The sequence below is a fragment of the Corynebacterium glutamicum ATCC 13032 genome, from assembly GCF_000011325.1.
In the GTDB taxonomy this organism is placed as follows: Bacteria; Actinomycetota; Actinomycetes; order Mycobacteriales; family Mycobacteriaceae; genus Corynebacterium; species Corynebacterium glutamicum.
The window spans coordinates 1,441,622-1,465,128 of sequence record NC_003450.3; the positions used below are offsets into that span (position 1 = coordinate 1,441,622).

Annotated in this window: 20 protein-coding genes; 16 read left to right on the forward strand and 4 right to left on the reverse strand. The window is 53.9% G+C overall.

Annotated features, from left to right (window positions below; genetic code table 11):
• Nucleotides 1-168: 168 nt before the first annotated feature.
• Nucleotides 169-771 (reverse strand): MBL fold metallo-hydrolase, encoded by a 603-nt coding sequence (locus CGL_RS06870; RefSeq protein ID WP_003858732.1) that lies wholly within the window; start codon nucleotides 769-771, stop codon nucleotides 169-171.
• A gap of 94 nt (nucleotides 772-865) precedes the next feature.
• Here CGL_RS06870 and uvrA point away from each other — a divergent pair, with 94 nt between their 5' ends.
• Nucleotides 866-3,715, forward strand: coding sequence for an excinuclease ABC subunit UvrA (uvrA, locus tag CGL_RS06875; protein ID WP_011014319.1), 2,850 nt, complete (start codon nucleotides 866-868; stop codon nucleotides 3,713-3,715).
• Here the strand turns inward: uvrA and CGL_RS06880 are convergent.
• Nucleotides 3,699-5,825 (reverse strand): membrane protein, encoded by a 2,127-nt coding sequence (locus tag CGL_RS06880; protein WP_011014320.1) that lies wholly within the window; start codon nucleotides 5,823-5,825, stop codon nucleotides 3,699-3,701. The two genes, uvrA and CGL_RS06880, sit on opposite strands and share 17 nt — an antisense overlap.
• A gap of 345 nt (nucleotides 5,826-6,170) precedes the next feature.
• Between CGL_RS06880 and infC the strand changes: the two genes are divergently transcribed.
• The 3 genes from infC to rplT are packed head-to-tail and all read left to right on the forward strand — an operon-like array spanning nucleotide 6,171 to nucleotide 7,407.
• On the forward strand, nucleotides 6,171-6,740 hold the full coding sequence (gene infC, locus CGL_RS06885) for a translation initiation factor IF-3 (RefSeq protein ID WP_011014321.1): 570 nt from the start codon (nucleotides 6,171-6,173) through the stop codon (nucleotides 6,738-6,740).
• 28 nt (nucleotides 6,741-6,768) lie between these two features.
• A complete protein-coding gene (gene rpmI / locus CGL_RS06890) occupies nucleotides 6,769-6,963 on the forward strand; it encodes a 50S ribosomal protein L35 (RefSeq protein WP_003858721.1) in 195 nt (64 codons plus the stop codon).
• A 60-nt stretch (nucleotides 6,964-7,023) separates the two neighbouring features.
• Nucleotides 7,024-7,407 carry a 50S ribosomal protein L20 gene (gene rplT, locus CGL_RS06895; RefSeq protein WP_003858719.1) on the forward strand — a complete coding sequence of 128 codons (384 nt, stop codon included), beginning with the start codon at nucleotides 7,024-7,026 and terminating at the stop codon, nucleotides 7,405-7,407.
• 87 nt (nucleotides 7,408-7,494) lie between these two features.
• On the opposite strand, the gene CGL_RS06900 is transcribed toward rplT, so the two are convergent.
• Nucleotides 7,495-8,307: a GIY-YIG nuclease family protein gene (locus CGL_RS06900; protein WP_011014322.1), complete on the reverse strand. Its 813-nt coding sequence runs from the start codon at nucleotides 8,305-8,307 to the stop codon at nucleotides 7,495-7,497.
• 275 nt (nucleotides 8,308-8,582) lie between these two features.
• Here CGL_RS06900 and CGL_RS06905 point away from each other — a divergent pair, with 275 nt between their 5' ends.
• The 5 genes from CGL_RS06905 to CGL_RS06925 all read left to right on the forward strand — a co-directional run bounded on the left by CGL_RS06905 (nucleotide 8,583) and on the right by CGL_RS06925 (nucleotide 13,720).
• Nucleotides 8,583-9,074, forward strand: a complete 492-nt coding sequence (locus tag CGL_RS06905) for a DUF6508 domain-containing protein (RefSeq protein WP_011265736.1) — start codon at nucleotides 8,583-8,585, stop codon at nucleotides 9,072-9,074.
• A gap of 195 nt (nucleotides 9,075-9,269) precedes the next feature.
• Complete coding sequence (locus tag CGL_RS06910; protein WP_011265737.1) at nucleotides 9,270-10,202, forward strand: carbohydrate ABC transporter permease; 933 nt, start codon at nucleotides 9,270-9,272, stop codon at nucleotides 10,200-10,202.
• Entirely contained in the window at nucleotides 10,199-11,035 is an 837-nt protein-coding gene (locus CGL_RS06915) for a carbohydrate ABC transporter permease (protein ID WP_011014325.1), read from the forward strand. The genes CGL_RS06910 and CGL_RS06915 overlap by 4 nt, the downstream gene beginning before the upstream one ends.
• 101 nt (nucleotides 11,036-11,136) lie before the next feature.
• On the forward strand, nucleotides 11,137-12,453 hold the full coding sequence (locus tag CGL_RS06920; protein WP_011014326.1) for an ABC transporter substrate-binding protein: 1,317 nt from the start codon (nucleotides 11,137-11,139) through the stop codon (nucleotides 12,451-12,453).
• A 40-nt stretch (nucleotides 12,454-12,493) separates the two neighbouring features.
• Complete coding sequence (locus CGL_RS06925; RefSeq protein WP_011014327.1) at nucleotides 12,494-13,720, forward strand: ABC transporter ATP-binding protein; 1,227 nt, start codon at nucleotides 12,494-12,496, stop codon at nucleotides 13,718-13,720.
• Between the two features lie 5 nt (nucleotides 13,721-13,725).
• Here CGL_RS06925 and CGL_RS06930 read toward each other — a convergent pair whose 3' ends face one another.
• Nucleotides 13,726-14,433 (reverse strand): glycerophosphodiester phosphodiesterase, encoded by a 708-nt coding sequence (locus tag CGL_RS06930; protein WP_011014328.1) that lies wholly within the window; start codon nucleotides 14,431-14,433, stop codon nucleotides 13,726-13,728.
• Between the two features lie 81 nt (nucleotides 14,434-14,514).
• Here CGL_RS06930 and CGL_RS06935 point away from each other — a divergent pair, with 81 nt between their 5' ends.
• The 7 genes from CGL_RS06935 to argC all read left to right on the forward strand — a co-directional run bounded on the left by CGL_RS06935 (nucleotide 14,515) and on the right by argC (nucleotide 23,505).
• Nucleotides 14,515-15,330, forward strand: coding sequence for a TrmH family RNA methyltransferase (locus CGL_RS06935; RefSeq protein WP_003858706.1), 816 nt, complete (start codon nucleotides 14,515-14,517; stop codon nucleotides 15,328-15,330).
• 56 nt (nucleotides 15,331-15,386) lie between these two features.
• Nucleotides 15,387-16,448 carry a phenylalanine--tRNA ligase subunit alpha gene (gene pheS / locus CGL_RS06940; RefSeq protein WP_011897202.1) on the forward strand — a complete coding sequence of 354 codons (1,062 nt, stop codon included), beginning with the start codon at nucleotides 15,387-15,389 and terminating at the stop codon, nucleotides 16,446-16,448.
• A gap of 42 nt (nucleotides 16,449-16,490) precedes the next feature.
• A complete protein-coding gene (pheT, locus tag CGL_RS06945; RefSeq protein WP_011014330.1) occupies nucleotides 16,491-18,998 on the forward strand; it encodes a phenylalanine--tRNA ligase subunit beta in 2,508 nt (835 codons plus the stop codon).
• Nucleotides 18,999-19,535: 537 nt separating this feature from the next.
• A complete protein-coding gene (locus CGL_RS06950; RefSeq protein ID WP_003858702.1) occupies nucleotides 19,536-20,510 on the forward strand; it encodes an SGNH/GDSL hydrolase family protein in 975 nt (324 codons plus the stop codon).
• Between the two features lie 2 nt (nucleotides 20,511-20,512).
• Nucleotides 20,513-21,898, forward strand: a complete 1,386-nt coding sequence (locus CGL_RS06955; RefSeq protein WP_011014331.1) for an acyltransferase family protein — start codon at nucleotides 20,513-20,515, stop codon at nucleotides 21,896-21,898.
• A gap of 13 nt (nucleotides 21,899-21,911) precedes the next feature.
• On the forward strand, nucleotides 21,912-22,316 hold the full coding sequence (locus CGL_RS06960) for a hypothetical protein (protein WP_003861594.1): 405 nt from the start codon (nucleotides 21,912-21,914) through the stop codon (nucleotides 22,314-22,316).
• Between the two features lie 145 nt (nucleotides 22,317-22,461).
• Complete coding sequence (gene argC / locus CGL_RS06965) at nucleotides 22,462-23,505, forward strand: N-acetyl-gamma-glutamyl-phosphate reductase (RefSeq protein ID WP_003858698.1); 1,044 nt, start codon at nucleotides 22,462-22,464, stop codon at nucleotides 23,503-23,505.
• Nucleotides 23,506-23,507: the final 2 nt, after the last annotated feature.

The following is a 23,507-nucleotide window of genomic DNA, read 5'->3' on the forward strand; positions in this document are numbered from 1 at the left end:
TTTTATAAGCCGAGGTGGGCCACTGGATTGTTTTCAGATTTTTTCTCCTCGTCCGATCGTACCTAGGTATTGGCGACGAGGTTGGCAGGTTTCCATCTTTTGCAGGAAATTCTCAGGAAAGCACGTTGTCGGTGCGCTGCTCGAACAGTGCCTGGTTGAGAAAAGCGCTTACCAGCGACGCTCCCACCAGATTTCCAGCTGTGGACGCTCGGCTCCAAGGGTGGTTTCCTTGCCGTGACCTGGCCACACGATGCTGTCATCGTCGTAGGTGTCAAAGATGCGCTCTTTGACATCGTTGAACAGTCGGACGAAGTCGCCTTCGCTGCTGGTTTTGCCCAAACCGCCGGGGAAGAGGCTGTCACCCACGAAAAGGTGAGTTTTACCGTCGATCTCAGCGGTGAGTACTGCACCGCCTGGGGTGTGGCCGCGCAGAATGCTGATAGGGAATACATGACCCTCAAATTCAATTGAATCACCATGATGCAGTTCCACATCAACAGCGGAGGGCAAAGCTGGCACCTCAAGGAAAGGCGCGTAGTGAGTTGCTCCGGTCTTCTGGAGAACCTCCGGCAATGCACGGACGTGGTCTGCGTGGCGGTGGGTGGTCAACACTTTGGTGATGGTCACACCGGCATCTTCGGCTAATTTAAGTAGTGCAGCTGCGTCATCTGCAGCATCAATGAGTAAACCGTTGCCATTTGCGGCCAAAAGGTAGCAATTGTTGTCCATTTGGGACACGGAAATATGGTGAAGAGTGAGCTCGTTAGTCATGTGGTTCAGACTAGCGGAAACACCTTGTTCGATGCTATGTTCGAAGGTGTATTTTTTGAAGCGACAAAAATCGATTTTGAAGGGCAGTTGAGCATTGGCTGATCGCCTCGTAGTGCGCGGAGCGCGTGAACATAACCTAAAAGGCGTGGATATTGATTTGCCACGCGACTCGATGGTGGTGTTCACCGGCCTGTCAGGTTCCGGTAAATCATCACTGGCCTTTGACACCATCTTTGCGGAAGGCCAGCGCCGTTACGTGGAGTCGTTGTCCAGTTACGCCCGCATGTTCTTGGGGCAGATGGACAAGCCGGACGTGGATTTGATTGATGGATTATCCCCAGCGGTCTCCATTGACCAAAAATCCACCAACCGCAACCCTCGGTCCACAGTCGGTACCATCACGGAAGTCTATGACTACCTGCGTCTTCTGTACGCCCGCGCTGGTACCGCACACTGCCCAGTGTGTGATGCCCGCGTGGAGCGTCAAACCCCCCAGCAGATGGTGGACCAAATCCTTGGCATGGAGGAGGGACTGAAGTTCCAAATCCTTGCGCCTGTGGTGCGTACCCGTAAAGGTGAGTTCGTTGATCTTTTCGCAGATCTTGCATCCCAAGGTTATTCCCGCGTGCGGGTTGATGGGGAAGTGCACCAGCTCTCGGATCCTCCAAAGCTAGAAAAGCAGATCAAGCACGATATTGATGTTGTGGTTGACCGTCTGCAGGTAAAAGCCAGCCAAAAGCAGCGCCTGACAGACTCTATGGAAACCGCACTTCGCCTGGCCGATGGCGTGGCTGTGCTGGAGTTCGTTGGCCTGGAGGAAGATGATCCGAATAGGCTTCGTCGATTCTCTGAAAAGATGAGCTGCCCTAACGGTCACGCGTTGACGGTTGATGAGCTGGAGCCTCGTGCTTTTTCCTTCAACTCTCCTTATGGCGCGTGTCCTGCCTGTGATGGCTTGGGTGTGCGCACCGAAGTTGATATTGATCTGATCATCCCAGATCCAGATGCACCTGCAACTAAAGCGGTTCAGCCCTGGAACTCCAGCCCAAACCACTCTTACTTTGAAAAGCTCATTGAAGGCCTGGCGAAAGCCCTCGGATTTGATCCGGAAACTCCGTACAGTGAGCTCACCGCAGCTCAAAAGAAGGCTCTGGTCTATGGATCGAAGGAAGAAGTAAGCGTTCGATACAAGAACCGCTACGGACGCGTGCGTTCTTGGACTGCGCCTTTTGAAGGTGTCATGGGCTACTTTGATCGCAAGTTGGAGCAGACTGATTCCGAAACCCAAAAAGACCGACTGTTGGGCTACACCCGTGAAGTGCCCTGCCCAACCTGTAAAGGCGCACGCCTCAAGCCGGAAATCTTGGCCGTTCGCCTAGACTCCGGAAGCCATGGAGCGTTGTCCATTGCTGGACTAACCGCGCTGTCGGTGCATGAAGCATTCGAGTTTTTGGATAACCTCACACTGGGCAAGCGCGAGGAAATGATCGCGGGAGCTGTGCTGAAGGAAATTCACGCCCGCCTGAAATTCCTGCTTGACGTGGGCCTTTCCTACCTCACCCTTGATCGCGCCGCAGGCACCCTGTCTGGTGGTGAAGCGCAGCGTATCCGCCTGGCTACTCAAATTGGTTCCGGTCTGGCTGGTGTGCTCTACGTCTTGGATGAGCCATCCATTGGTCTGCACCAACGTGACAACCAGCGCTTGATCACTACCCTTGAGCATCTCCGAGATATCGGAAACACGCTCATTGTTGTGGAACACGATGAAGACACCATCAGGCGCGCAGATTGGCTCGTGGATATTGGTCCTCGAGCTGGTGAATTTGGTGGCGAAGTGGTCTACCAAGGTGAGCCGAAGGGCATTTTGGACTGCGAAGAATCCCTCACAGGTGCTTACTTGTCTGGTCGTCGAACCCTGGGTGTTCCTGATACTCGCCGTGAGATCGACAAAGAGCGACAGCTCAAGGTGGTTGGTGCTAGGGAAAATAACCTGCAGGGCATCGATGTGAAAATCCCACTGGGTGTGCTGTGCTGCATCACTGGTGTGTCGGGATCTGGTAAATCCACGCTGGTCAATCAGATTTTGGCCAAGGTTCTGGCCAACAAACTCAACCGCGCACGCCAAGTGCCTGGTCGCGCAAAGCGGGTGGAAGGCCTCGAGCACTTGGATAAGTTGGTCCAAGTGGATCAGTCGCCAATTGGTCGTACTCCACGTTCAAACCCAGCGACGTACACGGGTGTGTTTGATAAAGTCCGTAACCTTTTTGCCGAGACCACTGAAGCGAAGGTCCGCGGTTACAAGCCTGGCCGCTTCTCCTTCAATATTAAGGGTGGACGCTGCGAAGCATGTCAGGGCGATGGCACGCTGAAGATCGAAATGAACTTCCTGCCCGACGTGTATGTTCCGTGTGAAGTCTGTGATGGTCAGCGCTACAACCGCGAGACCCTCGAGGTGAAGTACAAGGGCAAAAACATCGCTGAAGTATTGGGCATGCCGATCTCTGAGGCTGCGGACTTCTTTGAGCCCATCACCTCAATTCACCGATACCTAGCAACGCTGGTTGATGTCGGCCTTGGCTATGTCCGTTTGGGCCAGGCAGCAACAACCTTGTCTGGTGGTGAAGCCCAGCGTGTGAAACTTGCCGCTGAGCTGCAGAAGCGTTCCAACGGTCGCACCGTTTACATCCTCGATGAGCCAACTACTGGTTTGCACTTTGAAGATATTCGCAAACTCATGATGGTGATCGAAGGCCTGGTGGACAAGGGTAACTCCGTGATCATCATCGAGCACAACCTCGACGTGATCAAGGCTGCCGACTGGATCGTGGACATGGGTCCAGAGGGCGGAAGCGGCGGTGGAACCGTGGTCGCTGAAGGAACCCCAGAGCAAGTTGCTGAAGTTGCGGGTTCCTACACCGGCCAATTCCTTAAAGAGTTGTTGTAGGAGAAGATGAGGGGCTTTCATGGGAAGGCTCCTCATTTTTATGGCTAGTCGCCCCATGTCTAGCCACCTGAGGTCTAGCTACGTCGGCCTTGTTTTCTGAGGTTCTCCGGCCCCTCATAGCAGCGATTGTCAGCAGTGCGATACCGGAGAGCAGGAAGGCAATTGCGCGGGGAACTCCGGACAGCGCGACCAGGTCAAAGAACACCAGCTTGAAGGTGCCCGCAACCGCCAAGCCAACGCCGGTCCAAAGGGCGCCGGGCGCGTCGAGAAGCTTCCTATTAAGCATCAGTGCTGCGGCGATGACCATCCACAGGATAGAAACCGTGGCGTGGCCGATGAGGAATCCGAGCATCATGCCGGCATTTCCTGCGATGAGGCGACCGATGAAGGTTGTGATGGTCACGATGGAAATTGCGGACAGCGTGAGAAGCGTCAAGCCGACCAAAATTTGCAGCCACAGTTTGTGTCCGTAGAAGCTGCGGCGGACTTGGATTGTGGCGGCAATGAACACCAAGATCAGCAATGCTTGGATGAGCGCTTGGGTATCGGTGAGCCACAGTGGAGAAATTGAAACGACATTGCGCAGTAGCACGCCGGTCATCGCCACGGCGGCAATCAGCCAAGCGACCCATGGGACGACACCTAATTGACGCTGCGGTGGAAGCATCCGCAACCACATAAATAGTGCAGCTCCGGCGATGAGGAACACCATGACGAGAAGCGGGTTGGTGGGGAGATCGCCGTAGAACAGCTGGACAAAAGTTTCAGCAATCAACGCAAGGCCAACAACAGCAATGAGGCGAGACATGCGTTGATTTTCAATGGACGCGGTGTCTGATGAGCGCAGCGCGAAAATTCCGAGAGCTGCCACCGCACACGCTGGTATCAGGGCAAGCCATGGCCAGTCGACTGCAATGAACATGCTGGTGGTGATGAACACGATGAGCACCGGAGAAACAGCACCCACCCACGTGGAAACAGGGTTGGTTTCAAAGCTGCGCCAGTATTCCTCCAACGCGATGTCGTGGCTGTCGGTGGCGGTGATCTTAAACGGATCCCACAATGTCAAGGCTACGAGTAGGACTGCAGTAATTGTGCCGACGATTGTTGCTGGCCATTCCATGGTTTGCCAGGATGCCGACAAAACAAACTGCAGAATGACCGCGAATGCCGCCATGCTCGCTCGGATGATATTCGTGGAGATGCGGTACGACAGCAACAATGCCGCAACAATGGAGAAAATTGGCCACCAGGCATCGGCGGAGAGCGCGAAGAGTATCGCGGAGAATCCTGAAACGGCGATGGCTCCCACAAATACTGTGTGGCCTTCGGCCGCGGACTTCTCGGTTTTGGATAGGCTCCACAATCGACCAACGATTAAGAACCCAATATTGCCTATTAATGCCACCAGCGAGCCCAATCCAGGCGGCCACCATTCCAAAATGAAGATGATTGCACTCGTTGTGGCAAGAAACGCAATCTGGGAGGTAACCGTCAACGCAACGAGTGCTTCCACACGGGTTCCGCGCTTGCGCACATAATGTGCGGCGCCAAGAAGCAGCACCGCCAGCAGGTACGCACCAATCACACGACCCAGCGGACCAAGCCAACCGCGTTGAATCGCCACCGACACCAGCAAAATCACGCCGGCCACGGTGATCACACCACCGCCGATCGCCACGCCACGCATGATCTTTTCCTCCGACGTCATCGGCGGCTTTGCCGGACGAGCTGGCCGGACGGGGTGCGGGTACGCAGGAGCCTGCACTTTTTGCTTCTCGACGCCAAGTGGCCAGCCTTCGCTCGCTGGATCCAGGGCGCGATGCCGAACGAAACGTGGAATACGGTTGGTCCCGGAAACATCCGCCAGTGCAGGCGCCGTTGAGGCGGTTGCATACACCAGTGGTTGGGGCTCAAGCTGAGCCTCGGGTGGGGCAGTGGGCGCTGGGGTGGGAGCCGGGTTTGCGTCGATAAGCGACATCTCTTGGGCATCAAGGCGTGCAACGAGATCTTTGATGTCATTGCTCGCTGACGCCATGGCGGTAGCCGATGCCGACAATTTCTCTAACGCGGTGCGTAGAGCCAATCGGTCAGAAGAGTTCATGTCCATTACATAAGATTATGTTGGTGTGAAGAACTAAACAGCCCGATTATTCTAGTGACGCTAATTCGTTATACTGTCGACCCCCGCGGAAGTCCTCTGAACAGCGATTTTGTGTTTAGCGGGGGAGGGTGTTAGAGTTTATACCACTACCGCCCGACATCAGGTTTTCCTGGTGTGGGTCGCAAGAGGAGATCTTCCCACCTAAGGCCGCCAAGTAAAATTGGTTGGATACAGGTAAAGCAAGTAGTGATGACACGGACTAGTGCCCGTGTATAACTCTTGAAAGTCAGATCTCCCGTTCATCCTAGATGATGAACGGGTTTTTGGTCTGCATAGGGGCAATCACCTCAAGTGGTTCGGTACGTCAAATTTTCCCGCACTGCTAACAGAGGAGTCCACATCAGCGCTGAAGCTCGCATTAATGAGCGCATCCGAGTTCCCGAAGTCCGCCTTGTCGGACCTAACGGTGAGCAAGTAGGCATCGTCCGTATCGAAGATGCCCGCAAGCTCGCATTCGACGCAGACCTAGACCTGGTCGAGGTCGCACCCAACGCCAAACCTCCAGTCTGCAAGATCATGGACTACGGAAAGTTCAAGTACGAAGCGGCCCAAAAGGCTCGTGAGTCACGCAAGAATCAGCAGCAGACCGTGGTCAAAGAGCAAAAGCTTCGTCCCAAGATCGATGATCATGATTATGAGACGAAGAAGAACAATGTGATCCGATTCCTTGAAAAGGGATCAAAGGTCAAAGTCACGATCATGTTCCGTGGTCGTGAGCAGGCTCGCCCAGAGCTTGGCTACAGGCTCCTCGAGCGACTGGCAAACGATGTCGTAGATTTTGGCATCGTGGAAACCCGCGCAAAGCAGGACGGACGAAACATGACAATGGTTCTCGGTCCGGTGCGCAAGGGCAAGAAATAATCACGAATAGGGTTTAAGGACAACTTTCATGAAGAACAAGACCCACAAGGGCACCGCAAAGCGCGTTAAGGTGACTGGCTCCGGCAAGCTCGTTCGCGAGCAGGCAAACCGCCGCCACCTTCTCGAGGGCAAGTCATCTACCCGCACTCGTCGCCTGAAGGGCATCGTTGAGGTTGACAAGGCCGACACCAAGCGCATGAAGCGCCTGCTCGGCAAGGCTTAAGTTTAAAACCTTCGCCTAAACCCCTCCACCTTTCAAGACAAGATTTAAGGAAGTACCACCGTGGCACGTGTCAAGCGGTCCGTTAACGCAAAGAAGAAGCGTCGCGAAATTCTGAAGTCCGCAAAGGGCTACCGCGGCCAGCGCTCACGCCTTTACCGTAAGGCTAAGGAGCAGTGGCTGCACTCCATGACTTACTCTTACCGCGATCGTCGCGCCCGTAAGAGCGAGTTCCGTAAGCTGTGGATCCAGCGTATCAACGCTGCTGCACGTATGAACGGCATCACCTACAACCGTCTCATCCAGGGCCTTCGCCTTGCTGAGATCGAGGTCGACCGCAAGATCCTCGCTGATCTCGCAGTCAACGACTTTGCAACCTTCTCCGCAATCTGCGAGGCTGCAAAGGCTGCACTTCCTGAGGACGTTAACGCTCCAAAGGCTGCTTAAGCTTACAAACGAATTGACCTGTGTCCTGTCACCTTCACGGTGGCGGGGGACAGGTCTTTTTCTATTTTTGGGGTTGGGGAGCTGCGATTAGTTTGCGTTTAATCCGTGCTTGATCGTGTCGAGAGCAATTTTAAAGTGGCTTTCAGCAGCGTTAATAATGCTAGTTGGAGTTGCGGGATCAAAGACCCGAAGCAACGAAAAACGAAATGTGTCGGGCTTAAGCTGTTTGAGTTTTACGTTTCCGCCATGTCCATTGGTGGCGTAGCTGTTCCAGCGTTGGCGTATGTTTTCTAGTCCTTCAGCTTTGCCGACATAGTGGCGGCCAGTACGGGTATCGGTAATGAGGTAAATACCTTTGACAGCACCAAGAGCTGTGCGCCACGAAGCATAGGCAGGTTCACGCATCACTTCTTGAAGAAATGGGTAGCTCAGGACAAGATTGTCGAAACCTGGAAACGGAATAGGCTCCGCATCGGCAATAGTATCCACGGTGTATAGGGCAGCAGTAGTGCCCTTAATCCACCACTTGCGTGGTGAATTCCAACGAATAACGAGTCTGCCTGCAAGGTCATCCATGAGTTCAATCTCAGTAAGGTTGAAGACTCTGCGTACGCCATCATTGGTGACTTCGCCGTGGTTTTCCACCACTTTCCATAGTCGAGCCTGCGAGCCACCTTCTCGGATGAACACCATCCAGAAGCGTGGCGGATTCAGTGGGAATCTACGCGGATCACTTGACTGGCTAGCTGTGTAGGCGAGAATCTCTTCGTCTTTAGATTCACGGGTAATACCATTGGAATTGGTGTCCTCGTGGATCGAAATAAATACATGACGCATTGCTAACGCATCTTCAGGATTGATTCCCGCAGCCTGCAAAATTGGCTTCAAGAGCAATGTCATGGTCGATCTCACAATTCATTAATGAAGGCGGGTTTGGCCTGTAGGTTGAACTATTAACAGGCCGTAGATAGTTATTTTTCCTTGTTGCTAAAGTACACCGAGTCTTATCCATTTGGTGCGAAGGATTCCGATTCAGTCACTGCATAGATTCACATTTGCGCTGGCGCACTTCGCCTTGCGACTAGATTGGAAACTATGTGCCAATGATCAATCCCCGTGTCCACCCCAGGAGATATGGTTCCAGGAGTTACTGCACCAACCCATGGGGAGGAATCATGAGAGTGAACAGGGAATTTGGCTGGGAAGAAGTCGGCCCAAGCCAAGAAGGGGAACGATTCACTTTTAGTGATGAAGCAGTCAGACACATGGTTGATATCAATGAGCGATTCAAGGCGCTTCAAGCCGAGCATCCTGTTGTCCAGCGGTTTCTGGAACATGACTCGGAAAAAGATCAGGTTTTAGATGAGATCTACAAGTCATTGGCGTCGGAGGTTATCTACTTTTCGTCGCAGTCTGGGTTGATGATTTCTTTTGATTGGATGGGCTGGGAAGAAGCAAACTACTGGCTATTTTCCGAAAGATCCAATAAAGGGGAGTCAGTGAACATGGAGACTGTAATGGATGTGGAGACTGCGAGAAAGTTGATAACCGCATTGGTCCGTTCTGAGTATTTTGGCTACTACACACCAACTGGTTTTCTTAAAAACGGTAACTTTTTGTTTATTTTTGACCGCTTAACCGGGATGATTGCACGCGGTGAACGTTGAGCCCTAGGGGAGTGGTCGGCACGCATGCGCGCGCGATAGTACATAGACTGGGAGCAGGCTTCCAAGGAAATGAAGCTGAGAAACAGGTTAATTCACTTAAACGTCACCTTATTTATGCATTATGTTGGTTTCAGACTCGAACAATTCAATTAGAAAACACTAATCGGACATTTAGGTCACATAACATTTCCGCTCGTGTCCACATTAATTTCTGAACCCGAGGTGGATAAGCTACGTAAACGTGCCAAGAGATCAAGGCGGACAGAATGGTGGCTTGCCGCCGCACTTCTTGCCCCAAACTTGCTTCTCTTGGCCATCTTTACGTATCGGCCACTGTTAGATAACTTCCGGTTGTCCTTTTTCAACTGGAACATTTCCTCGCCCACATCAACCTTCATTGGGTTTGATAACTACGTTGAGTTCTTCACTCGTAGTGACACTCTCCAAGTTGTTTTAAACACCGTCATCTTCACGGCATGTGCTGTGATCGGATCGATGGTGCTCGGTTTGCTCCTGGCCATGTTGTTGGATCAGAAGCTTTTCGGCCGTAACTTTGTGCGTTCCATGGTGTTTGCCCCGTTTGTGATTTCCGGTGCTGCCATTGGTGTTGCTTTCCAGTTCGTTTTTGACCCTAATTTTGGTTTGGTTCAGGACTTGCTGGGACGCATCGGCGTTGATTCGCCACAGTTCTACCAAAACCCTAACTGGGCATTGTTCATGGTGACGTTCACTTTCGTGTGGAAGAACTTGGGCTACTCCTTTGTTATCTACCTGGCTGCATTGCAGGGGCTAAACAAGGATTTGTCTGAGGCCGCAGCGGTGGATGGCGCGAGCGCGTGGACACGTTTTTGGAAGGTTACTCTTCCGCAGCTTCGCCCAACCACGTTCTTCCTTTCTATTACTGTCACGCTGAACTCGGTTCAGGTCTTCGACATCATTCACACCATGACTCGTGGTGGCCCCTTGGGTAACGGTACGACCACCTTGGTTTACCAGGTGTACACCGAGACTTTCACCAACTATCGCGCGGGATATGGTGCAACAATCGCAACGATTTTGTTCCTGTTGCTGCTGATTATCACTGTTATCCAGGTTCGATACATGGATAAGGAGAACAAGCAGAAATGATCTCGACTGATAGAAACGTTTTGGTCAAAATCATGGGCTATGTCGGCATGGTTCTTGCCATCTTGTTCATTGGCCTTCCGCTGGTATTTATTGTGCTGACTAGCTTCAAGCAGCAGTCAGAGATTTACACCCAGCCGGTCACGTGGTTCCCTTCGGAATTTAATTTCGATAACTATGCAAATGTTTTCGAGCGGGTTCCGTTCCTGAACTACTTCCGCAACTCGATCATCATCACGGTTATTTTGTGTCTGGTGAAGATTATCTTGGGTGTGATCTCTGCATATGCGTTGTCGATTTTGCGCTTCCCGGGTCGAAACCTTGTGTTCTTGCTGGTTATCTCCGCGCTGATGGTGCCTTCCGAAGTGACTGTTATTTCCAACTATGCGTTGGTCAGTCAGCTTGGTTGGCGCGATACCTACCAGGGCATCATCGTTCCGCTAGCGGGTATTGCTTTCGGAACGTTCCTCATGCGTAACCACTTCATGTCTATTCCTTCTGAGCTCATTGAAGCTGCGCGAATGGATCACTGTGGACACTTCAGGTTGCTCTGGAAGGTTTTGCTTCCAATCTCTATGCCTACGTTGGTGGCGTTCTCCATGATCACCGTGGTGAATGAATGGAACCAATACCTGTGGCCTTTCCTGATGGCAGAAACCGATAATTCAGCAACTCTGCCCATTGGTTTGACCATGCTTCAAAACAATGAGGGTGTCTCCAACTGGGGACCTGTCATGGCCGCAACGATCATGACCATGTTGCCTGTGCTTGTGATGTTCTTGGCACTGCAGCAGTACATGATCAAGGGACTTATCTCCGGCGCCGTCAAGGGCTAAAAACTTCTCGCTAAAAACTTCTCGCTAAAGGCTTCTCCTAGAAGCTTCTCCATGGGTTAACACAACCCATATCCCTCCCACTACATATATAAGGACTGAAAATGGCTCAGATTTCTCGTCGTCACTTCCTGGCTGCAGCAACTGTTGCAGGCGCAGGCGCAACTTTGGCAGCATGTGCGGGTACCGGTGGAAGCACTTCTTCCTCCAGCGATTCTGGTTCAGAGAGTGACACCAACACCATCGTTTGGTGGTCTAACCACCCAGCGAACTCCAAGGACGTTGAGCTGGAGCTGATTTCCCGCTTCGAGGCTGAAAACCCAGATCTGAAGGTTCAGCTGGTTGATGCTGGAGCTAACTACGCTGAGGTTTCCCAGAAGTTCAATGCCGCTCTTTCTGGCGGCGACCTTCCTGACCTCGTGGTTCTTTCTGACACCGAGTGGTTTAACTTCGCCATCAACGGCGCAACCGTGAACATCGATGAGGTTGCAAAGCGCAACAACATCGACACCTCCACCTACGTTGACTCCCTGTTCAATGACTACTCACACGAGGGTGGCCACTATGGTTTGCCTTTCGCTCGCTCCACTGTCCTCTTCTACTACAACAAGGATCTGTGGGCTAAGGCTGGCCTGGAAGATCGTGGCCCAGAGTCATGGGAAGAGTTCTCCGAGTGGGGTCCAAAGCTGCAGGAAGCGATGGACAGTGGTTTCGCACACGGTTGGGGAGATGCAACCAACTACCTTTCTTGGACTTTCGAAGGCCCAATGTGGTCCCTCGGCGGCAACTACTCTGAAGGTTGGGAGTCCCGTCTGACTACCCCAGAGACCATCCGTGCAGTTGAGTGGCTCAAGTCCACCGTTGATGAAGGTTTCGCAACCGTCTCCACCGACGTCACCAACGAGTTCGCAACCGGCCTGATCGGTTCATGCATCCAGTCCACCGGTGATCTGTCTTCGGTTGCCGGCGCTGCAAGCTTCGACTGGGGCGTAGCAGCACTTCCTAACCCAACCGGCGAGGGCGCTTGCCCAACCGGTGGCGCAGGCCTGGGAATCCCATCTGGCATCTCTGAGCAGCGTCAGGACAACGCCCTGAAGTTCATCGACTTCCTCACCAACGCCGCGAACACTGGCTACTGGTCCCGCGAGACCGGTTATGTTCCAGTTCGTAAGGATGCTGCATCTGATCCAGATCACGCAGCATTCCTCGAGGAGAACCCTGCATACAACGTTGCAGTGGAGCAGCTTCCTGATACCCGTTCCCAGGACAACTTCCGCGTGCTGCTGCCAAACGGTGACCGCACCATCGGTGACGCACTGGAGAAGATCTGCCTGACTGGTGCAGACATCGATGTCACCCTGGCTGAGGTTGAGACCAAGCTGAACACCATCTACACCCGCGACATCGAACCACTTATTTAATCCGAGCACTTCAGCTACACCTATTTAAGGAGGCTGTGACATGGCGTCAATCGTCTTTGAAAACGTCACACGCAAATACTCTCCGGGCGCACGCCCGGCCGTCGACAAGCTTAATTTGGAAATCGCCGACGGCGAGTTCCTAGTTCTCGTTGGACCCTCAGGCTGTGGAAAGTCCACTTCTTTGCGCATGCTGGCTGGTCTTGAGCCTATCGACGAGGGACGTCTACTCATTGATGGTAAAGACGCCACGGAACTGCGTCCGCAGGATCGTGACATCGCTATGGTCTTCCAGAGCTACGCGCTGTACCCGAATATGACTGTTCGGGACAACATGGGCTTTGCGCTGAAGAATCAGAAGGTGGCTAAGGCTGAGATCGAAAAGCGTGTTGCTGAAGCCTCACGCATTCTGCAGCTGGATCCGTATCTTGATCGTAAGCCTGCAGCTTTGTCTGGTGGTCAGCGCCAGCGCGTGGCCATGGGCCGTGCAATTGTGCGTGAGCCATCGGTGTTCTGCATGGATGAGCCACTGTCCAACCTAGATGCGAAGCTGCGTGTGTCTACGCGTGCGGAGATCTCTGGTTTGCAGCGTCGCATGGGCGTGACCACGGTGTATGTGACTCACGATCAGGTCGAGGCCATGACCATGGGTGATCGCGTCGCTGTGCTTTTGCTCGGTGTGCTGCAGCAAGTAGACACCCCGCAGAACCTGTACGACTACCCAGCAAATGCGTTCGTCGCCAGCTTCATTGGTTCCCCTTCCATGAACTTGATTGAGGGCACCATCCGTGGCGATAAGGTCACTTTGGGTACTGGAATTCAGATTTCAGTTCCTGATGAGGTGGCAGCAGAGGTTCGCAACAACCCGGATCGCTTTGAGGGTCGTCCAGTCATTGTTGGTGCTCGTCCCGAGCACATGTATTTGACCACGGCGAATGAGAGTGGTGCTGTATTGGGCGAAGTCAGCCACATTGATGAGCTCGGCGCGGATTCAATGGTCTACGTATTGGCGTCTGGTGTGAAGAACCCGAATACTGATCTTTTGGGTGAGGGCATTCCAGAGGATATGCGCGTGACCGTTGTCGGTGCTGAAGAGACCGATAAGGCCCGGCTGGGTATTCGTGTTGAGCGCCATCACGGTCTGAAGGCCGGCGATAAGGTGCACGTTGTTGCTGCACCGAAGGATGTTCACCTCTTCGACGGTCTTGATGGCCGTCGAATCGGTGCAACGGTTCTAGCTCCAGCCCATACAGTCCAGGCTGGTCACTAGATTATTTACCAGTGCAACTCCCCAGCAGGGGAGGGCGCGAGGAAACGAGAGGGATCGCTAACAGTGGCGTAATCAACGCCAGCTTGTTGTGCGATCCCAAACGCATTTTCATCCCGAATTGTCCAGCAGCCAACCTTGATTCCCTTGGTATGTAGATCAGCAATTGACGCCACGTTTAGTGCTTTCCACGAGGGCAAGATCGCGCCCACATTTTTTAGCGGGATGTAATCAAGAATGCGCAGATCATCCATGGACGCATCGCGCAAGATTCCCACGCGAGCTTCTGGCAGTCGATCCACGATTTCCACCAGTGCTGCATCGATGAAACTGATGAACAGCAGGCGCTCCAGGTGCTCTGGGTATTTCTGCAATAATGCTGCGGCTGCTGGAACTGCACCGGCAGATTTGATTTCCACTTGGATCGGCAGGCTCGTCTGGAGTAGAACTTCCTCCAGGGTTGGTACGGGGGATCCGTCGATAAGCGTTATCTCCTTGATTTGCGCGGCGCTTAAGCGCGCAACCGGGGTGTCGCGGTGCAGGGAATCTGGCGCGGCAACACGCGCTGCGGTGCGGTCGTGGATAACGATGACCTGATTGTCAGCGGTGGCGTGGATATCCAGCTCAAAAGCGTCAGCGGGCGCGGCAGCCTGGAAAGCGGTCATGGTGTTTTCGAGGTGCAGATCTTCCGCACCGCGATGGGCAACAATGTGCATATTCTTATACATCCTTTTCTGTGGGCTTTTTAAGGATAGGGAGCAAAGTTGACCGCACGGTTAACTGTTAGTGTTATGAGCATGGCATTGGACTTTAATGAGGCGTTTACCGAACGCACCCCGCGCATCGTCAACGCAGCTAAACTGCATCGCGCCGCGCAGCGCAAAAAAGATAAGCGTTTTCTAGTTGAAGGCGAAAATTCCGTTGAAGCAGCTGTCGCTACCGGCGCAGCAACTGACCTCTTTGTCACTGAATCCGCTGCGGAGCGCTTCGAGGAAATCGTCCGCACCGCCGGTTACATGAATGTCTACACCCACGCGATCACGGACAAGGCCGCGAAGCATCTTAGCGACACCGTCACCACCACGGGCATTTTTGCGCTTTGCGACGACGTCCTGTGGTCAGTCGGCAAGGCGATCACCGGCCAGCCACGTCTAGTGAGCGTGCCGGTTGAGACCCGCGAGCCCGGTAATGCCGGAACCTTGATTCGCGTATCCGACGCGGTCGGCGCCGACGCCGTCGTCTTCGCTGGTGAATCAGTAGATCCACTTGGCGCAAAAGCTGTGCGCTCCTCAGCGGGATCGCTGTTTCACATTCCAGTGGCACGCAACAACAACATCGCAGATGTCTTGGGGCAGCTTCGTTCCAAGGGTCTGCAGATCCTTGCGACCTCAGCCGATGGGGAAGTAGACCTCGATGACGCCGATGAGCTGCTAGCCAAGCCAACCGCATGGCTTTTTGGTAATGAAGCTCACGGACTTGATGAGAGCCTGCTTGCTCAGGCTGATCACCGCGTGCGTATTCCGATCCGCGGCCGCGCAGAATCACTCAATTTGGCCACAGCAGCGTCAATTTGTCTGTACGAATCCTCCAAGGCACTATTCGCCGGTGAGTAAACCCCAATTCATGCCCAGCGGGTATGATGGCGGGGTTAGTTGACTTAACAATAAACATGAGGGAAGGGCTGGACTACACGGTGTCCGAAATTCAGTTGACCGAAGCCAGTTTGAACGAGGCGGCCGACGCCGCGATCAAGGCTTTCGACGGTGCACAAAACCTAGATGAACTCGCAGCACTACGCCGCGATCACTTGGGTGATGCCGCACCTATTCCGCAGGCACGACGCTCATTGGGAACTATTCCTAAAGATCAGCGCAAGGATGCGGGCCGCTTTGTCAACATGGCACTTGGTCGCGCAGAAAAGCACTTTGCTCAGGTCAAGGTTGTTTTGGAAGAAAAGCGCAACGCAGAAGTCCTAGAGCTTGAGCGCGTTGACGTCACCGTTCCAACCACCCGCGAGCAGGTTGGTGCGCTGCACCCCATCACGATCCTCAACGAGCAGATCGCAGACATCTTCGTGGGCATGGGCTGGGAAATCGCCGAGGGCCCAGAGGTGGAAGCAGAATACTTCAACTTCGACGCACTGAACTTCCTGCCTGATCACCCAGCTCGTACACTGCAGGACACCTTCCACATTGCGCCGGAAGGCTCCCGCCAGGTGCTGCGTACCCACACCTCACCAGTTCAGGTGCGCACCATGCTCAACCGTGAAGTTCCGATCTACATCGCATGCCCTGGCCGTGTGTTCCGTACCGACGAACTCGATGCAACACACACCCCTGTGTTCCACCAGATCGAAGGCCTTGCAGTTGATAAGGGTCTGACTATGGCTCACCTGCGCGGCACCTTGGATCACCTGGCCAAGGAACTCTTCGGCCCAGAGACCAAGACTCGTATGCGCTCCAACTACTTCCCATTCACCGAGCCTTCCGCTGAGGTTGATGTGTGGTTCCCTAACAAGAAGGGTGGTGCAGGCTGGATCGAGTGGGGTGGCTGTGGCATGGTCAACCCAAACGTGCTTCGTGCCGTGGGTGTTGACCCAGAGGAGTACACCGGATTCGCGTTCGGCATGGGCATTGAACGTACCCTGCAGTTCCGCAACGGCCTGAGCGATATGCGCGACATGGTTGAGGGCGATATTCGCTTCACCCTCCCATTCGGCATTCAGGCATAACTCATCCCGCACACGACTTATATATAGGAGCAAAATTCCACCATGTTGATTGCACAAAACTGGGTGACGGGACTGCTGGGCCACGCAAACGAAGGCTGGAAGGTGCCATCGTCTGATTTGGACTCAGGTTATGTCCGCGTCGGCTTTGAAACCGAAGGCTACTGGCCAATCCCTGAAACCACCGGACCACTCGTTTTCGGCCGCGTGGAAACCATCGAAGAGCTCACCGAGTTCAAGAAGCCCATCCGCCACTGCCACGTCAATGTTGGCGACGCCAACGGAACCGGCGAACTGCAGTCCATCGTTTGTGGCGCCCGCAACTTCAAGGAAGGCGACACCGTTGTCGTGTCCCTTCCTGGCGCTGTGCTGCCTGGCGATTTCGCGATCTCTGCTCGTGAAACTTACGGACGCATGTCTGCAGGCATGATCTGTTCTGCCTCTGAGCTGGGTCTTGCTGATAAGCAGAACTCCGGCATCATCACCCTGGATCCTTCTTACGGCGAGCCTGGCGAAGACGCACGTCAAGCACTGGGACTTGAAGATACCGTTTTCGATGTCAACGTCACCCCAGACCGCGGTTACGCACTGTCTGCTCGTGGCCTGACCCGCGAACTGGCATCGGCTTTCAGCCTGACCTTCACCGACCCTGCGATCGAGCCAGCTGTAGCAGGCATTGAGGTCAAGGTCCCAGCAGTTGAAGGTTCCTTGATTAACGTGGAGCTGCGTGAAGAGACCAAGGCAATCCGTTTCGGTCTGCGTAAAGTCTCTGGCATTGATCCAGCAGCAGAATCCCCATTCTGGATGCAGCGTGAACTCATGCTCTCTGGTCAGCGACCAGTCAACGCCGCCACCGACGTCACCAACTACGTCATGTTGCTGCTCGGCCAGCCGATGCATGCTTTCGACGCAGCCAAGGTTACTGGCGATCTTGTTGTCCGCAACGCAACTGCAGGCGAGAAGTTCGAAACCCTCGATCACGTCAAGCGCACCCTCAATGAGGAAGACGTTGTGATCACCGATGACAACGGCATTCAGTCTTTGGCTGGCGTTATGGGTGGTCTCACCTCCGAGATCTCTGACACCACCACCGATGTCTACTTCGAGGCCGCAACCTGGGACACCATCACCGTTGCGCGCACCTCACGTCGCCACAAGTTGAGCTCCGAAGCTTCTCGACGTTTCGAGCGTGGCGTTGACCCTGCGATCGTGGAAATCGCCCTCGATATCGCAGCAACCCTTCTCGTGGAGATCGCAGGCGGCACCGTCGATGCGGGTCGCACCCTCGTTGGTGATGTCCCTGCCATGCAACCCATCACCATGAAGGTCACTCGACCTTCCGAGCTCGCAGGCGTGGATTATTCCGCAGAAACTGTGATCGCTCGTCTGGAAGAGGTCGGATGCACCGTCGCTGTTTCCGGCGACACCTTGGAAGTAACCCCTCCAACCTGGCGCGGTGACCTCACCATGTCCGCTGACCTCGTGGAAGAAGTACTCCGCCTCGAAGGTTTGGAAGCAATTCCAACCATCATCCCAACCGCACCAGCAGGCCGTGGACTAACCGATGCACAGAAGCGCCGCCGCGCCGTTGGCCACGCTTTGGCTTACGCTGGCTACGCCGAAATCATCCCAAGCCCATTCATGGACCCAGAGGTCTTCGATGTATGGGGACTCGCAGCAGACGACGAGCGCCGCAAGACCGTTTCCGTTCTCAACCCACTTGAGGCAGAACGCAACGTCCTGAGCACCTCCTTGCTGCCCTCCATGCTCGATGCTGTCAAGCGCAACGTTGCACGTGGACACAACGATTTCTCCCTGTTCGGCCTGCAGCAGGTCGCCTTCGAGCACGGATCCGGCGTTTCCCCAATGCCATCTGTTGCTTCACGCCCTGAAGAGTCTGTCGTGGCAGAACTGGTGGATTCACTGCCAAACCAGCCACTGCATGTCGCAACCGTGGGCACCGGCAACATCGAGTTCGAAGGCCCATGGGGCAAGGGCCGCGCCTACACCTTCGCCGACGCGATTGAATCCGCGCGCGCAGTCGCCCGCGCTGCTGGCGTCACCTTGGAGCTGGCCAACGCCGACGCGCTTCCTTGGCACCCAGGTCGTTGCGCCGCATTGCTTATCGACGGTACCCCCGTCGGTTACGCTGGCGAACTTCACCCACAGATCCTGGAAAAGGCCGGTCTACCAGCACGCACCTGTGCAATGGAACTGGATCTCAGCGCACTGCCACTGGTAGAAAACCTCCCAGCGCCAGTCCTGTCCTCCTTCCCAGCACTGCACCAAGACATCGCCCTAGTTGTGGATGAGACCATCCCGGCCGAAGATGTCCGCGCAGTTGTCGAAGCCGGCGCCGGCGAACTGATCGAAACGGTCGAGCTTTTCGACGTCTACCGCTCCGAACAGCTCGGCGAGAACAAGAAATCCCTCGCGTTCTCCCTGCGTTTCCGCGCAACCGACCGCACCCTCACCGATGAGGAAGCCAACGAAGCACGACTTCAGGCAGCAGAGCTAGCAAAGGAGAAATTCAACGCTGAAATGCGTGGCTAGTTTCACATAGGTTCTATAGGCGCCCTGGTGGTTAATCCCACCGGGGCGTCTTTTGCTGTGCTGTGAACTGCGACACCGACTTCACGTGGTCGACTTCAGTGTGATTTTCCGGCTTTTCCTCGTGAAGTCGTGCGGTGAGAAGTTGAGTACGTGAAGTCGTGGGATGTGAAGTCGCCCCTTAAGTTCGATACCTTGCGCTCAATTTTGCATACTCAATTTCTTAAGGGCAATTTCAATAGGTTCTTGATGATTTTCCTAGCAGTATTGTAGGTAAGAAATCGCCCCCGAGAACCCGCTGATGTGAAATTGCTGCCGTGAAATCGAAGTTTCGGGTTGTGGCGGTGGGGGAGCTGAGGAAACAGTTAGTTTTTGCTTAAACACCCAAAATACAGTAACTGGTGTTACTGTTGTGACTGAAGTTAATTGATTGGCAGGCAAATGCATTGAAATCGTGATCGCCTGTTATTGTTTTGTACGTCGAATAACAGTCCCACAACAGTTCCCCAAAAGGTGCGAGCGGGAAAAGGAGAAGCAAACATGGCTCAGCGAAAACTGGCCTCTGTGATCGGTGCAGCATTGGCAGCATCTGCTGTACTGGTTGGATTAATGACACCCGCAACAGCACAAAGTAGTGGCAGCTCATCAACAGACATCACTCGAGCACTCACCTCAAGTGGTGGTGTGGCTGATAGCCGTGCTCCTGAAGGTGGCGCAAAGGTCGTTGTTTTCGGTGACTCCCACACCTCTGGCACCAATGCTCCATTCCGTACCGATGAGCGTGGCTGCCTCAAGGGTGCAAACAACTGGGCAGATCAGCTGCAGTCTCAGCTGGGACTTGGCGCGGGAGACCTCATTGATGTCTCCTGCTCCGGTGCATCGATCAACTCTGATGGATTCCACTTCTCTGATGAAGTCCGCCATGCTGAAGCTCGTGGCGCAATCGGCCCAAACACCACCGATATTTTTGTTCAGTTGGGCAAGAATGATCAGTGGGGCCTTTCCAATGTGAACCTTCTGCAGTCTGTTCAGACCTGCTTGACTGATGTGTTCGCTGGTTGTGGCGATGCTGCGGTTGCTGCTGGCAAGATGCAGGATCCAAATGCAGTTACTGCTGAAAACTATGCAGAGCGCATGAAGCCAGTCATTGACTACTTGAAGTACTACGCACCAAACGCAGAGATCACCTTGGTTGGTTACCAGGAATACACCGCTCGCAGCGGAAGTCAGGTATGTGTTCGCCTTGGTGGAACCCCACTGGTGAAAAATGATGCACCTGCGCTGGTTTCGTTCATGAACAAGTTGGACATGGCGATTGATGGTGCTGCTGGAATCCTCGGCGTCAGCCACGTTGATCTGCGTAGCGCGACTGAAGGGCACGACAGCTGCTCCAACGATCCTTGGGTCAACGGTGTCTTTGATGCACGTGCAGAAATCGTCGGCGGTCCGTGGCACCCATCTGTTAAGGGAGACTCGGTTACTGCAGGGATCCTGCGAGATCGAGTAAACGCCTAAAGATGACGTCGAAAAGCATTAGCGGCAAGCGCCCGAATCTGCCGTCGCTCACTGGAGCGCGGTGGCTCGCGGCGCTCGCTGTTTATTTTTTGCATGCGTTGGTGTTTTTGTCGGTGTATCCGTTCCAGCAGTCGGAACTGTTTGCCACAATCCATAAATTTGTCCCCATGCAGCTGGGTTCAGCTGGTGTAACCTTCTTCTTTATCTTGTCCGGATTTTTGATCTATTGGTCAAATAGCCAGCTCAAGGGCATGAAGAATGTGCTGTATTACTGCAAGCGCCGCATCACCAAGATTTATCCCATGCACTTGATTGCGTTGGCGATGTTTATTGTGGCGTCGGCGAAGTTCACGACTACAGGCATTACCTGGGTGCTGGATTTTGCGCGAGTAGAGCTGTGGCTGCCGAATGCGCTGCTCATCCACACGTGGAATCCTGATTGGGTGACGCTGGGTGGATTGAATGTACCATCGTGGTCGCTGGGCGCGGAAATGCTGTTCTACCTGACGTTCCCGCTGTTTATTCCGTTAGTGCGCAAAGTGAAGGGCGTGGGCAACTGGTGGGCATTTGGCATCACCTTTGCCGTGAGCCTGGCGCTGATTACAGTGATTCACTTTTATGCGGACGGACCAAAGGGGATTGAGAACTTCTTTGTTCCTCGCCTGTGGGACACCAATGTGTCACCGGTCGCGGAAGTTCACGCCGATCCAGTGTGGTTTATGCAGGAAGAAATTCCCGTGCTGGAATCTTACTGGCTGTCTTACTACTTCCCGCTGACCAGACTCATCGAGTTCTACCTCGGTGTGTTTGGCGCGAAGCTGGTTGCTGAAGGCATGTTTAAAAACACCAACATCACCATCCCGCTGATCGCACTGGCTGTTTCTTTTGTTGCTACTTGGTTTGTGCCACTGGCATTCAAGATGTCTGTCATCATGTCCCTGCCAATGGCTTTTGTTGTGGCAACGCTTGCGGTGAGAGACATTGAAGGCAAGAGTGGGGAAATCGCCTCGCCTCGCGCAGTTTTGTTGGGTAATATTTCCTTTGCCTTCTACATGGTGCAATTCCCCGTCATGGTGTTTGTGCAGCGCTATTTCATTGCTGGCAAAGAATACGGCTTCCTTGGCTGGGCATTCTATGCAGTGGTGTGTTTCATCGTGTCGGTCATTCTCGCGTGGGTGCTGTTTACCTTCGTTGATGATCCTTTGATGAAGGCCACGGCGCGCAAGAAGGGGAGTAGGCGCTTGAAGCAGTCCAATATTTTGGTCCGTGACCTGAAAGTTCTCTTCGGCAAAAGCCCCGAAAAGCCGTTAAAAGTTGAGACTCGCGCTGAGAATCTCACAGAAAACTCCGAAGCTCCCGCTAAGGTAGCTACCGGAATCAAATCTTAGGGAAGGAAAACATATGGCTATTTACCGTAAGCTTGCGGCTTCCGCTGCAGCACTGGCCCTGTCCGCATCACTGGTCGCTTGTGGCGACTCTGAGGACACCACCGAAGAAACCTCAACCACCTCTTCTTCGACCACTTCCAGCTCCTCCAGCAGCTCTAGCTCCAGCACCGCGGCTACTTCCGAGGAATCTTCCGCAGTTGAAGAGCCAGCAGTGGAAGCTCCTGTGGAAGAGGCTCCAGTCGAGGCACCTGTTGAGCAGGCACCTGTCGTGGAGCAAGCTCCAGTTGAGCAGGCTCCGGCACCGGTTCAGGAAGCACCTGCACCAGTCGAGCAGGCTCCAGCTCCAGTTCAGGAAGCACCTGCAGCTGACGCGCCACCTGCACTTCCAGGTGGTGGCGGCGGACACGCTGGCTACTAAAAATTCATGCTTTTACCCACTTGCAGTTTTAGCTGTAGGTGGGTTTTTGCATGTCTAACCCGTCTTTTATGCACACCCCCGCAATGAATCAAAAATTTATGCATGAATAATTTGCATGATCATGCATAACGTGTATGGTGTAACTATGACAATCAAGGTTGCAATCGCAGGAGCCAGTGGATATGCCGGCGGAGAAATCCTTCGTCTCCTTTTAGGCCATCCAGCTTATGCATCTGGTGAACTAGAAATCGGAGCACTCACCGCGGCATCAACCGCAGGCAGCACGCTCGGTGAATTGATGCCACACATTCCGCAGTTGGCGGATCGTGTTATTCAAGACACCACAGCTGAAACTCTAGCCGGTCATGATGTCGTATTTCTAGGACTTCCACACGGATTCTCTGCAGAAATTGCACTTCAGCTCGGACCAGATGTCACAGTGATTGACTGTGCAGCTGACTTTCGTCTGCAAAATGCTGCAGATTGGGAGAAGTTCTACGGCTCAGAGCACCAGGGAACATGGCCTTATGGCATTCCAGAAATGCCAGGACACCGCGAGGCTCTTCGTGGTGCTAAGCGTGTAGCAGTGCCAGGATGTTTCCCAACCGGTGCAACCTTGGCTCTTCTTCCTGCGGTTCAAGCGGGACTTATCGAGCCAGATGTTTCCGTAGTGTCCATCACCGGCGTATCAGGTGCAGGTAAGAAAGCATCTGTTGCACTACTTGGCTCGGAAACCATGGGTTCACTCAAGGCGTACAACACCTCCGGAAAGCACCGCCACACCCCGGAAATTGCCCAGAACCTCGGCGAAGTCAGCGACAAGCCAGTCAAGGTGAGCTTCACCCCAGTGCTTGCACCGTTACCTCGCGGAATTCTCACCACTGCAACCGCACCTTTGAAAGAAGGCGTTACCGCAGAACAGGCTCGCGCAGTATATGAAGAGTTCTATGCACAGGAAACCTTCGTGCATGTTCTTCCAGAAGGTGCACAGCCACAAACCCAAGCAGTTCTTGGCTCCAACATGTGCCACGTGCAGGTAGAAATTGATGAGGAAGCAGGCAAAGTCCTTGTTACCTCCGCAATCGATAACCTCACCAAGGGAACTGCCGGCGCCGCTGTTCAGTGCATGAACTTAAGCGTTGGTTTTGATGAGGCAGCAGGCCTGCCACAGGTCGGCGTCGCACCTTAAAG